This window comes from Luteitalea sp. (assembly GCA_009377605.1).
GTDB lineage: Bacteria > Acidobacteriota > Vicinamibacteria > Vicinamibacterales > Vicinamibacteraceae > WHTT01.
Window position 1 is genome coordinate 38,707 of sequence record WHTT01000020.1, and the last position, 12,293, is coordinate 50,999.

10 protein-coding genes are annotated in these 12,293 nt (G+C 63.8%); 1 reads left to right on the forward strand and 9 read right to left on the reverse strand.

Annotated features, from left to right (window positions below; translation table 11 throughout):
* Positions 1-369: 369 nt before the first annotated feature.
* From GEV06_08855 to GEV06_08890, 8 genes are all read right to left on the reverse strand, one after another.
* Positions 370-2,223, reverse strand: coding sequence for a hypothetical protein (locus GEV06_08855; GenBank protein MPZ18007.1), 1,854 nt, complete (start codon positions 2,221-2,223; stop codon positions 370-372).
* 21 nt (positions 2,224-2,244) lie between these two features.
* The gene (locus GEV06_08860; GenBank protein MPZ18008.1) at positions 2,245-2,934 is read right to left on the reverse strand and encodes a hypothetical protein; all 690 of its coding nucleotides are present in this window, start codon (positions 2,932-2,934) and stop codon (positions 2,245-2,247) included.
* Positions 2,894-4,042, reverse strand: a complete 1,149-nt coding sequence (locus GEV06_08865; protein ID MPZ18009.1) for an ATP-binding cassette domain-containing protein — start codon at positions 4,040-4,042, stop codon at positions 2,894-2,896. The genes GEV06_08860 and GEV06_08865 overlap by 41 nt, the downstream gene beginning before the upstream one ends.
* Before the next feature lie 451 nt (positions 4,043-4,493).
* On the reverse strand, positions 4,494-5,165 hold the full coding sequence (locus GEV06_08870; protein ID MPZ18010.1) for a hypothetical protein: 672 nt from the start codon (positions 5,163-5,165) through the stop codon (positions 4,494-4,496).
* 162 nt (positions 5,166-5,327) lie between these two features.
* The gene (locus GEV06_08875; protein MPZ18011.1) at positions 5,328-5,588 is read right to left on the reverse strand and encodes a hypothetical protein; all 261 of its coding nucleotides are present in this window, start codon (positions 5,586-5,588) and stop codon (positions 5,328-5,330) included.
* A gap of 275 nt (positions 5,589-5,863) precedes the next feature.
* Complete coding sequence (locus GEV06_08880; GenBank protein ID MPZ18012.1) at positions 5,864-6,268, reverse strand: PIN domain-containing protein; 405 nt, start codon at positions 6,266-6,268, stop codon at positions 5,864-5,866.
* Positions 6,265-6,588, reverse strand: coding sequence for a hypothetical protein (locus tag GEV06_08885; protein ID MPZ18013.1), 324 nt, complete (start codon positions 6,586-6,588; stop codon positions 6,265-6,267). The genes GEV06_08880 and GEV06_08885 overlap by 4 nt, the downstream gene beginning before the upstream one ends.
* 86 nt (positions 6,589-6,674) lie before the next feature.
* Positions 6,675-7,499, reverse strand: a complete 825-nt coding sequence (locus GEV06_08890; protein ID MPZ18014.1) for a UTRA domain-containing protein — start codon at positions 7,497-7,499, stop codon at positions 6,675-6,677.
* Between the two features lie 258 nt (positions 7,500-7,757).
* On the opposite strand from GEV06_08890, the gene GEV06_08895 reads away from it, so the two are divergent.
* Positions 7,758-10,997, forward strand: coding sequence for a hypothetical protein (locus tag GEV06_08895; protein MPZ18015.1), 3,240 nt, complete (start codon positions 7,758-7,760; stop codon positions 10,995-10,997).
* A gap of 101 nt (positions 10,998-11,098) precedes the next feature.
* Here the strand turns inward: GEV06_08895 and GEV06_08900 are convergent, their stop codons facing one another.
* The gene (locus GEV06_08900; GenBank protein ID MPZ18016.1) at positions 11,099-12,289 is read right to left on the reverse strand and encodes an FtsX-like permease family protein; all 1,191 of its coding nucleotides are present in this window, start codon (positions 12,287-12,289) and stop codon (positions 11,099-11,101) included.
* Between the last annotated feature and the right edge of the window lie 4 nt (positions 12,290-12,293).

Below are 12,293 nucleotides of genomic sequence, written 5' to 3' on the forward strand. Positions count from 1 at the left end.
GCCGCCGCCTTGGAGCCTGCCAATCGCGGTACGGTCCTCGACGTTTGCCAGCACCGAGATCCGGTCGTTTATCCGGCCTTCTGCAAGGAGGCCGATGGTCAAGAGACGGAGCAGGTTGTGATTGTAGTCCGACGCGTTGAAATAGCCCTCATCGAGCGGCGCGATGGTAACCCGAAGCTCGCCGCTCACGAGAACGCGGCCATCGAAGAGCGTGACCGGCTCGGAGGGAAGCTGCGCGAAAGAGGCAGTAGCGCTGAGGAGCAGGAGACAGACAGCGAGGGTGGCCTCCATCGAGAGCCGGTGCCGGTGCGCGATCGCCTCCCCGCGTTGCACGGTGCCATGTTATCAGTGGTGTCACCTGATCACGTTTCACAGCGGTCGCGAGAGCCGAATCCCGGCCTGTCGCAGCTCACACGCGGTCGAAACGATATGGGGCCATGCACACAGGAGCTCACCAAATCGTCTTATCAGGTCGCGGGTGATGGTCAACACCTCCCCCCGGTTTCGATGGCCCGCTGTTAGCTCGAACGGCACGATCGCGTCGGGGTGCTGAAGCGCCTCGCGAGCCCCCTGCGCGCAGGCTGTGATATCTGCAGCGCAGTGCGCCGGCTGCGCTCCGTAAAGGCGCTGTACCCAGTCGAGCGTGGCGAAGAACAGACTCGCCTGGGCGGCCAGCTGCACTCGCAAGAGCTTCTCCAGCTCGCTCAACGGCAGTGCTCCAACCTCCCGGAGGTGCGAGCCGAGTTGGTGCAGCCTCTTCGAGCAGGGGTGTCGGCCGGGCGATCGGCGGTGTGACAGGATCGAGAACATCAGAACATCGCTCAGCTGCCGGCGCGCAAACGGCGACTCGACACGAAGGCCGGCCGCGCGTGGAGGCGCGTCGTGCAGGAGGGCTAACGGGAGATGCGCAAAGACCGCTTCGTCTCGGCATGCGCTCAGCACAGCGCCGAAGACGCTATCTTCGTTGCGCCGTACTGGCATGAAGGCTGGTAACAGCAGGCGGTTGTCGAAGCCAAATGCCGTGCCCATGCAGTGAGCAGAGGCGCCCGCGGAGAGCGTCGGTGCCACGCGCAGCACTTCCCTGCTTTCGAGAGCCGTGCGGTAGGCGACGATGTCACCGAGCACGCGTGAGCGGGAAGGCTCGTGCAATCCCCACAAGAGCCCGGAATGCGTTGCCATTCCGGAATCGCCGATCACGCCGGTGAAGCTCAGCATGACATGGCCGGATCCTGCTTCGAGCACGCGCACGTCGTCGGCCGATAATTGGCCCCAGTGCAACTGATTCGATCCCAGCCGGTCTCGAACCAGCGACGACAATGAAAGCCCCAACGCCATCTCATGAGCGGCTGCGATGTCGACCTCGGCCGGAGGCGTGAAGGCGAGGGCGCTGCTCCTGTCCCCGAAAGACCAGAGATCTGTTGGATCCCTCCTACCGTACAGGGACAAACCGTTCCGCGAGCTCGGATGGGGCGTTGGCCGGCAGATCGTGTCATCGTCTGCGCTGAGCACGAGATCGCCAAGCGTATCGAGCAGAAGCGCGTTTCGATTCGCACCGATGGCGCAACCGCACCCTTGGGGATCCCCAAGCGCGAAATCCAGGAGCTCGCCCGGGATATCCGCTCGTGCAGCCAAGGCCGCACCATACGCGGCCCGTTCGACCGGCCCTAGGTATCGAACCTGTACGTTCATCGCGCGGCCAGCGCTACGGAGGACCTCTTGATTGCGCAGGTAGGCCCCACGGTTGAGCGAGCCGTCCACCACAACGGCCTCGACTGCTCGAGCGTGCGCTCTCGCATTCTCGATGTAGCTCGTCACAGAGCGACGCAAGGCGTCCGGCCGCTCGCATGTGATCCACCCAAAGGTGCGAATCGAGCCGGTCGTGGAGGTGGACTGTGGCGCCGTGGCCAGACGACAGCGCTCTACAAATGCAGCCTCCGGCTCGAGCAAGCCGACGCGACAGAGCTCTCGACAGAAGCCTGTTGGGTCGATCGCCTCGAGCGCCGTTCCGCGGAACACACGCTGAAACGCTGCTGCGTGGGTCTCCAGCGGCGCAAAGGACTGGCGGGACTGAAGCGCTGCTGCTATCTCGGGCCGAACGACCACTGCGACGTGGTCCTGCTCGCGGACGGCGAGCTCCAGACCATCGCCGGCGGGAAAGCGCTGGATGTTGACCGCCCGGTACTTTCCATCGGACGGCAGGCCGTTATCGAGGGCACACGGCACGTCAGACTCCTTCACGTGCAACTACTCGAGGAGCTCGCTGGTATCCTGGGTTGGCAGCCAGCGCGTCAGGTACAGCCACAAGGAGACGTTGACCAACAACTCCGCCGCCAGCCACGCGGGGACCGTCGTCGGCGCCCGCACCGACTCCACGAGGTACTCGGCGCCGGCTGGCACGCGCCAGCCGAGGGCGATCATGGCGGCACTGGGGACGAGCAGGATGAGAAAGGGCAGCACCCCGCCCAGCCTGGTACCGAAGCGCAAGCGGGTCAGGATGCTCAGGTTCCCAAACGTCACCAGACCGCCGACGAGGACTGGGCAGAAGGCGAGATTTCGCGGCTCCAGCAAGGAAGGGAGCAAGAGCAGGATCGCCGCCGTGCCTGTCACCATCTGTACCGCCGAAGAGAGAAGGAGCTTCGACAGAATGATCGCTCCGTCGGACACGGGCAACGTTCGTAACAGCGCCAGCGTGCCCTTCATGCGCTCCGTCTCGATGAGCCACACGGAGGATATGAGCCCAGCGTAGAGCACCAGCGGCATGAAGAGCGCGCTCACCAAGGCCCGAAGCCGCGTATCGGGAAAGAGCCATGGCGCGAGAGACAGCAGCGACGCATAGACGGCGAAGTTGGCCGTGAGCAACAGCACGATCGGGCGGCCATGAAGCCACACGTCTTTAATCACCAGTGCCTTGACCTGGTGCCATTCGTTTGTCATCGGTTCCTCGCGCGAAGGCAAGATACACGTCTTCCAAGGATGCCCGCCTGACGTTGGTGGAGGGCACTGGCATATCGAGTATCGGCACAGGGCCGCGCGTAAGCAGGTGTGGGCCACGGCGGTCCACCCAGGCGCGGAGCAGCTGGTGCGAAGGAGGTATCTGCATCTGTCCGTCTGGCGGCAATGTCCACGCGGCGAGTGAGCCGAGCGCGTCGTAGCCGCTCGTGAACACGATGCGCCCTTCGCGGATGATGATCAGGTCGGTGGCCAGGGCCTCGACGTCCTGGAGCACGTGTGAAGCAACGAGAATTGCGGCGTCCGCATCGGCAACGATGGCCTGCAGGAACTCTCGAAGCTCGAATCGACTCTCGATGTCGATGCCGTTCATCGGCTCGTCGAGCAGAAGGAACCGCGGCTGATGGGCGAGCGCCAGGATGAGCGCCAACTTGACCCGCATGCCTTTGGAGAAGTGGCGCACGCGCTTTCGACGGTCGATTCGAAAGAGGTCGAGCCAATGTTCGGCAAGCGCCGGATCCCATCGCGTGAAGAGCCGCGCGGCGAGACGGACGTGCTGTGCCGCGGATAATGGCTCGTAGAGCACTGGGAGTTCTCGAACGAAGCCAACCAGCTCCCGATACGAGTAATCGGTCCATGCCACGCGACGCGAGCCGACAAGGATCTCACCGGCCGAGACAGCGGACTGTTGCGCCAGGCAAGAGAGCAGCGTGGTCTTCCCCGCGCCGTTGACTCCCAACAGCCCGTAGATGTGTCCGAGCCGAACATCCAGGTCGACTGGGCCCAATTGGAACCCTGGAAACCGCTTCACGAGGCTGTGTGCACGAAGCGCGGCGCCCTCCCCTGGTGCTTCGGTATGTGGCCACGCGTCTGGTGCGAATATCTTGGAGCCCTGGAGCCGCATGTGCCTCCTTCGAGCGTCACCCGACGCTGCGCAGATACATCCCAAAGGCCTCGACCGACGCCCCGGCGAGCACCAAACCGCACGCACGAATCGTGAAGACGAGGACGTGTGGAGGCCCGGTCGCAAGCGGGATCTCGAACAGGACGCCGAAACAGCGGATCCCCATCTGTATGCCCGCCGCTGCGCCATGCACGAGGCCGGCGTACTCGAGAGGCACGTAGAGGAGCATCAGCGCGGCGTCTCCCGGCGAGACAGACGCCAGTGCGGAAAGATCCCAGCCCAGACGGAACGCATTGAACGCGAGGATGAGCGCGGTCGGTGCACCAAATAGGAGAGCGCCAAGGAGCAGCGCCGCCACCACACGGAGGTTCGTCGCGGCGATGAGCGCGGCGTTCCACGGCAGGCGGTCCAGCGGCCGGTTGGCGGGCCATACGGGCAGGGGACCGCTCGTCTCACCCCGAAGCCAGGCGACCAAGGCCCCGACAATGCTCGTCGCAACGACGAGGTACACGCAGAGACGCAAGCACGTCGTGCCTCGTGCCGATGGATTGCGGCCGATGCCGGCCCGATCCTGCGCGGGGTCAGGTCTCGGCGACGAACCAGGATGTTTGTTCCACGAGGACGCAGCCATGACCGTTGCTCAATCCAGAAGGAGCGGGATCAGCATGCCGCCGAGAAAGAAGATGCCGTAGAGCAACGCGGCGACCAGTGCTGTTGTTGCCGCGCGCAGCCCGCTGAGGCTGCGATAGCTCAGTGCCAGAAGGGCACAGAGCCACACTTGCGACAGTTGGCTCACCGCGGTGGCCGTGGCAAACATTGGACTGCTCGCGAAGCGGGCCCGCAGCTGGCCGAGATTCTCGGCGCGGCTGAGGTCCAACCCGTGAAGCGTGCGGCCATCGAAGGCGCTCGCGGCAATGAATAGGAGCACGAGAGCCGGGATCTGGGACACGAAGGCGCGGCCGGCGAGCTCGAGCTGCTTGCGCGCGTCGCCCCGATCCACGAACAGGACATCGAGGCTCACGAGGAACGCTGTCGACGCGAGCCATAGCAAAGGGAAGGCCAATGCGCTCGCCACCGCGGTGCTGTACAACGTCGACGTCAGCAGGAACGGCGGCACGCCGGAATCGCGAACGGCCGCCAGGACGACCGGCTCTAGGTGTTTGGCCATCACGAGCTCGAAGCCGAGATAGATTGCCGCGCACGTGAACGGTGCGATTGCACCAGCACGCCAGTTGGGATCCGTTGGGCGGCACGTCGCAAAGAACCGCGACGGCTCCCAGAGCAGCAGCGACGATTGGTCGAAGAAGCGCATGGTAGCAATCGGACGCCTCGGCGAGACGTCCCTACCTTCACCACGGTAGGGCGCGTTCGCCGAAACGCGCCGGGCTAAAGCCAAGCCGGGCTGGCGGCGGTGTTCGCCACGGGCAAGTACCGCCGCCAGCCGCGTTCCTGGCGTCCCTTCTTCACGAACCCGCTACGCCACGGCCGATGCAAGGCAGATGGCGGCGGCGGGCGGTGCGGCAAACGACGCAATGCAGATCGCGCCGGTTGTCGCCTGGAAGGCGGCGGTCCAGGCCCAGCCGTACGGGTCTTCCGACGAAATGTAGCCAAGCAGGGCGCCGTGATCGGCCCCCATCACCGGCGCTGGAGCGACGGCCTGGTGAACTGTGGGGGCGTTCACGCTGAGCGGCACTGCAAGAAGTGCACTAAGAGCGATTCGCTGGCGGGTTGTCATGGCTCCTCCTTGTTTCGTGGATGGTTTGCAACAGTGAGTTACACTGCGCGCCATAACCGCAACAGCGATGCCGTCCCGCGACGGAGCTATCGAGATGTACTAAGTACGAACGTACTGAGGAGAGGAAACGGCCAAGAGAGGAGCGAGTACTTGCTTCCCTCCGAATGTCTGGTTGGGGCTGGTTTATCGACGCAGAGTATCCTCAGGAGAGAACCAAGTTCCCTGACAGGAGCGCGAGGTGGCTACAGGTGATAGGGTGACAGCGTGACACCCGATCACCAGACGGTCTCCAGCCCCGGGACGCGATGAAGATTAGGATCTCTGGTCAGGAGTGGATATCCAAGATCCAGGGCGGTCGCGGCAATGAGACGATCGCCACGTTCAGGAACGGCATACAGCTCTTCAGCACGAAGAACGACGTCGAGGGTAAGCTCGGCTGGAATGAACTGGTGTGTGCTGAAGAGGCGGTCGGCCCACGTGGCGAACCCGTCTGCGATATCGATCCGACCGCGGTAGACGGCTTCGGCGATCTCCACCAGCGCGATGGTGGGCACATACACTGCTGCGCGTCCCGTGTCAGCTCGCTCCAGAACCTTGCGCGCCGCGGCGCCGATCTTACGGAATCGACGGAGGCCGTACCAGATCAGCGTGTGCGCATCGGTGACGGCAACGTGGATCATCCGGGCACGTTTCCGAGCTTCTTGTCGAACGCCCGTGCGGCCTCACGCTTGGCCTCGGCCAACGCCGCCTCGAGCTCTTCGTCGCTCAATGTCGTCTGAAGGCTACCGGCCAGCTTGAACGGTTTGGTGACTCGCGCCTGGGCGCGCTCCACGGTCGCTTCCAAATACGCCAGGCGCGCTTCGCGCACGAGCGCCAATCGCTCCTTCTTCCCGCGGTGCTCCAGATAGACCACCGCATCGGGAGAGCTCGCCACATGGTCCGCAAGCTCGTACAATTTCGCCCGGGCTTTGGCAAGCGGCAGGACGACCTTCTTGGCCATAGCAACTTCCCTTAACCGTACATCTAAGACGTACATATCAAAGTTGGGTCGCCTCGTCAAACGAGCGCCGACGGCCTGTCAGACTCTCACCGCGTCGCCTTCCGGCCTTGTCGTCTGGTCACTCTGCTGTGATTGGTGAGCTCGGCAAAGAAGATGAACTTGTCGCCGCGGAAGAACGACTCCATGTACTCGAACGCGCGGCCGCGCTGATCGTAGGTGGTTTGATCGATGCGCAGGACAGGACTGCCCTTCGGCACGGCGAGCAGCTGAGCATCGGAGGCGGCACAGCGCACCGCCTGCCACTGCTGCCGGGCACGTGCCGGAACGATGTGATAGCGGGCCCCGAGTGTCGCGTAGAGCGACCGATCCGCCATGTCTTCGTCGAGGAAGCCGGCGCAGAGGCGATCTGGGAGATGCACGGTCTCGATTGCGACCGGCCGGTGATTGGCGAGGCGCAGCCGCTGCAGCAGGATGGTCTTGTCGCCAGCGGCCAGCCGGAGCGCGAGCGAGACGTGCGGCGGTGGTGTCGTCCGCTCGAAGCGGAGGACACGCGCGCCGGCTTGCAACCCGTGCTCGCGCAGGTCTTCTGTAAAGCTGACCAGCGGGAACACTGGCTTCTTGAGGTGTGCTTGCGCGACGTAGGTGCCGCGGCCGTGGCTCCTGACCAGCCGACCCTCGCGCACCAGCTCAGCGAGCGCCTGGCGAACCGTGATGCGGCTGATGCCGAATTGGTCACAGAGCTGGCGCTCCGACGGCAGCTGTGTATCTGGCGGCCAGCCCCCCTCTTCGATCCGCGCCTCGATGGCCGTCTTGAGCTGATAATAGAGGGGAATCGGGCTTTCTTTGCGGACCATGGCGCCAGGGTTGACTTTTTGGCGGCGCGGCGTACGCTGTTCTTGCCCGCTGGTCATAACCGGTTCGTTCCTGATGCAAGCCCACCGTCACGCAGTCGGGACCGGCGGGCAGGCTCCCCGCGGGTCGCCACAGGTGCTGCCGGTCCGGGGGAGACGCGGGAAGCATATCACTCGCGGAGTCCGTCAAACGCTGATACGCTTCCCATGATCGAGCGGCAGTTCTGGCGGTGCGGCGAGTGCCGCGCGCTACGTTCGCGATGAAAGTTTTGTCGGCCGGTCCGTTAGGACCGCCTCGTGAGGAGGGGGGAGATCGCCATGTGTACCTTTTGTGCCGCTTTGCGGCCCAGGGCCTATCTGCTTGCGCTGCTGGCGCTTCTCGTGTGGCCAGCCGTGGCCGGCGCACAGACCGGCGCCGCATCCATCACCGGCATCGTCACGGACGAAACCGGTGCGGCGTTGCCGGGCGTGACCGTCACGGCCACCAATCAAGGAACCAACGTCCCGTATGTCGCTGTGACCAACGAGGCGGGCAACTACACGATCACGTCGGTGCCACTTGGTGCCTACGTCGTGAACGCGGAGCTCACGGGGTTCAAGCTGTCCGTCACGCCGCCCCTGACGTTGGAAGCGAACCAGATCGCCCGGATGGACTTCAACCTGGAAGTTGGTACGCTCCAGGAGACGGTCGAGGTGGTTGGCGCCAACCCCGTGCTCCAGACGGAGTCCACCTCGGTAGGTGAGGTGATCTCGGCACGCACGGCCACGGCGTTACCGCTCAATGGCCGGAATACTGGACAACTCTCGCTGCTGCTCACTGGGGTGGTCACGCCGAATCCGCGTGCGTTCACCGCGGTCCGCAACTTCGGAAGCGGCCGGCCGTTCGTGAACGGCAACCGGGAGCAAACCAACAACTACACGCTCGATGGCGTGGACATGAACGAGTCCATCGACAATCTGGTGCCCTATCAGCCGAGCCCGGATGCCCTGGCCGAGATTGGTCTCGAGACCAACAACTACTCCGCTGAGCTGGGCAACGTCGCCGGCGCCGTGATTGCGAACGTCATCAAGTCCGGCAGCAACGAGGTGCGAGGCAACGTCTTCGAGTTCTACCGGAACAGCGACTTCGACGCGAACTCCTGGGCGAACAACCGCTCGGATGCCGACAAGCCGGAGCGGACGCAGCATATCTATGGCTTCACCCTCGGCGGTCCGGTTGTTCGGAACAAGCTGTTCTTCTTCGGCGACTATCAGGGAACACGCCTTGACCAGCCAGGCTCGCAGGTGCTCTCGGTCGCGCCCGAGTCCTGGCGGCGGGGCGATCTCTCCGACGTCAGCACGCCAATCATCGACCCGCGTACGAACCAGCAATTCCCCGGCAATCAGATTCCCGAGAACCGGATCAGTCCAGTCGCTCGCGCGATTCTCGGTGACACGTCACTCTATCCGCTGCCGAACCGGGATGTGGAAGGCGTGTCGGGCAACTTCGTGGGCGAGCAGTTCACGACCACGCGCGCTCACCAGTGGGACGTCAAGATCGACGCGAATCTCTCGGATGCGGACAAGGTGTGGGGGCGCTTCTCATACGCTGACTACGAGGAGGCTCCCGAGCGCCGCGCAACGCCATTGATCATGAGCAACCTGATCGACGCGCCCACACGCAACTTCGGCTTCAATTGGAACCGGACGTTCAGCAGCACGCTCGTCAACGAGCTGCTGGTTGGCTACAACCAGGTAGGGCAGCAACGCTTCTCGCACGACTGGGGAGGTCTCGGTAATGGGAACGCGGCGTTCGGAATTCCCGGCGGTCAGCCCATTCCCGGTTTGAGCTCCATCAACATGGGGAGCGGGTTGAGCAATATCGGCGCCGGCGCCGCTGACTGGGATACGCAAAACAAGACCTACCAAATCAACGAGAGGCTCACTTGGTTGAAAGGCCGCCACACGTTGAAGTTCGGGGGCCAGTGGCTCTACCTGCGCCAGCAGCGCTACTACGCCGGCAACAACGGCGCACAGGGCCTGTTTGTGTACGGCGGTCGGTTCACGGAGTTCGCGTTTGCCGACTTCCTTCTCGACGAGCTCACCAGGAAGGGGCGCGGGAGCGTCGCGCCGCCATGGACCCACCTGCACCACCGCGCGGCCATCTTCGCGCAAGACGACTTCAAGATCAGGCCGGACCTCACGCTCAATCTCGGCTTGCGGTGGGCCAACACCTCGCCGCTCGTCGAAAAGGATGATCGCCAGGCCAACTTCGACCTCGCAACCGGACAGCACCTCCTTGCCGGGCAGGACGGGAACAGCCGTGCGTTGTACGAGCCGTTCTACGGAGGCTGGGAGCCGAGAGTTGGCTTTGCCTGGACGCCGACCGACCGATCGGTCGTGCGCGGTGCCTACGGCATCTCGCAGTACATGGAAGGCACTGGTGCTAACCTGCGTCTCCCGCTGAACCCACCGTTCTTCTTCGAATCCGATGTCCAGTACGATACGACGACCGGCGGGGGCAGCATTGCCACTGGGTTCGAGGGACTGGAACCACTGGACACGCCGTCCGGGCAGGTTCGCGCATTCGATCCGGATCTCCGCGCGCAGTTCACGCAGCAGTGGAATATCTTTGCTGAGTACCTGCTCACTCCGAACATGTCGGTCAACATCGGCTACGTCGGACACGATGCCGACCATCTCGTGACGCCCGTCGAGGGCAACCAGCCGCTTCCGGGTCAAGGCGACCCCAGCACCTGGGCGCCGCTCGACGAGCGCCGTCCTCTGTCTGCCGTCGCGCCGGATATCACCAACATCTCCACGACTGGTGCCCGCGGGCGCAGCAAATACAACGCGCTCCAGACCAGCGTCAGACAACGTCTCAACAATGGTCTCGAGTTCTTGGCCTCCTACACCTGGAGCAAGACGATGACCAATAACCTCGGCTACTACGGATCACCGGGAGTCGCCAACGAGGGTGCCTACTGGTACAACGCCTATGATCCAGAGGCAAACTACGGCCCGGCGTTCTTCGACGCCACGCACAACTTCGTCTACTCGGCCAACTACGAGCTGCCGTTCGGGCGCGGTCGGACGTTGGGAGGTGAATGGTCGAGGCTCACGGATACCATCCTCGGCGGCTGGATTGTGAGCGGCATCGTGCAAGTGCGAAGCGGATTCCCGATCACCGTCGTCGACAGCGGGGGACAGTCTCTGCAGGCAGTGCGAGGTACAGAACGTCCAAACCGCATCGGCAGCGGCGAGGTGAACAACCCGACCATCGATGAATGGATCGATATCAGCGCGTTCGAGCACGCCCCTGGAGGGACGTTTGGTGACTCCGGCGTCGGGATCCTGCGCGCGCCAGGCTACTGGAATCTCGACTTCGTCTTGGCGAAGCGATTTCCCGTTACCCAGCAGCGCTACGGCGAATTCAAGGTCGAAGCCTACAACCTGCTGAACCACCCGAGCTTCGGCCCGCCGAATCGCAATATCAACGACGCGGCCACCTTCGGGACGATCACGAGCACCGTCAGCGACTCCCGCACCGTCGAGCTCGTGTTCAAGTTCTATTTCTAATGAAACGGGGACAGCCCCCGTTTTTCAAGAACCGTAAATTGGGGACAGCCCCCGTTTTCCATCCTTCGGAAAACGGGGGCTGTCCGGGGCTGTCCCCGTTTCTACAGCTCCCTGAGTGCCACGACTACCGGCAGGCGCGCGGCGCGAATCGCGGGAAGAAGCCCACCCAGTAGGCCCATGACCAGGGCATAGAAGAGCCCCTGAAAGAGCAGCTCCGGCGTCACCCGAAAGGCAAATGCGACCTGGCTGAACGACTGAAAGTTGATTGTCGAGGTCTGCACGCCATCGAAGATGGCCCACGCAGCAAGGCCGCCCAGCACGCCTCCAATGAGCGCCAGCACTGCAGACTCCGCGAGGACCGAGAAGACGACCGGACTGCCCCCGAAGCCAAGCGCGCGGAGCGTCGCGATCTCGCGCGTGCGCGTCGCCACGGCGGTGTACATCGTGTTCACCGCGCCGAAAATGGCACCGACGCCCATCAGACCAGCAATGGCAAAGCCGAGGGTCGTAATGAGCTGCGTGAGGACGGTCGACTGCTCGGCGTAGTAGTCGGTCTCACGTTCCACATCCACATCGAGCCGTGGGTCCGTCGTGAGGGCGTCCTTGAACGTCTGGAACGCTTCGGGAGACTCCAGCCTGGCAAACACCGTTTGGAAGGTGTTGCCCCGTCGATACGCCGGTTGCAGCACACCCGCGTCGCACCAGATCTCCGACTCCGAGATCCCACCAGCCGCCTCGAAGATACCGGTCACCGTCCAGGTATTCTGCCCCCAGCGGACGGTCCGGCCCACTTCGAGCCCGCCGAACTGTCGCGCCGCAGCCCTTCCGACAATGATCTCGTTGCGGCCCGTCTCGAACCGTCGTCCTTCCACCATTTGCACTTCATCACGAACGGCGAACGCTGCCGGCTCCACGCCGCGCAACGGTACGTTCGCATCCGTGCCGGTGGAAGCCTTGGGGTGGTTCACGATTACGAAAAGCTCGGCGGATGCGGTGGCGCCGTTCGGGCCGCGCAGCACGCCGGTCGCATCCTTGATGATCTGCACGCTGTCGCGCTCGATGATGCTCGACATCTCCGAGTCGCTCCCCGCGCGCATCACGATGGCCGTCTGCGGATCCCCCGCCGTCGTCATTGCGGCCTGAAAGCCCCGGCCGATCGAGAGGACTGCAACGAAGACGATGACCACACCGGCAATGCCAACGACCGCCACCGCGGAGGAGCCAAGGCGCTGGGGAATGCTGCGCACGTTGACAGCGGTCACGGCCGCGAGCTGCGATAGCCAGTTCAGCATAATG

Bases quoted from the DNA above. Each gene is read 5' to 3' on its own strand.
- GEV06_08860 (MPZ18008.1), bottom strand. From the start codon at position 2,934: ATGACAAACGAATGGCACCAGGTCAAGGCACTGGTGATTAAAGACGTG.
- GEV06_08865 (MPZ18009.1), bottom strand. From the start codon at position 4,042: ATGGCGCAGCGGCGGGCATACAGATGGGGATCCGCTGTTTCGGCGTCC.
- GEV06_08870 (MPZ18010.1), bottom strand. From the start codon at position 5,165: ATGCGCTTCTTCGACCAATCGTCGCTGCTGCTCTGGGAGCCGTCGCGG.
- GEV06_08875 (MPZ18011.1), bottom strand. From the start codon at position 5,588: ATGACAACCCGCCAGCGAATCGCTCTTAGTGCACTTCTTGCAGTGCCG.
- GEV06_08880 (MPZ18012.1), bottom strand. From the start codon at position 6,268: ATGATCCACGTTGCCGTCACCGATGCGCACACGCTGATCTGGTACGGC.
- GEV06_08885 (MPZ18013.1), bottom strand. From the start codon at position 6,588: ATGGCCAAGAAGGTCGTCCTGCCGCTTGCCAAAGCCCGGGCGAAATTG.
- GEV06_08890 (MPZ18014.1), bottom strand. From the start codon at position 7,499: ATGACCAGCGGGCAAGAACAGCGTACGCCGCGCCGCCAAAAAGTCAAC.
- GEV06_08895 (MPZ18015.1), top strand. From the start codon at position 7,758: ATGTGTACCTTTTGTGCCGCTTTGCGGCCCAGGGCCTATCTGCTTGCG.
- GEV06_08900 (MPZ18016.1), bottom strand. From the start codon at position 12,289: ATGCTGAACTGGCTATCGCAGCTCGCGGCCGTGACCGCTGTCAACGTG.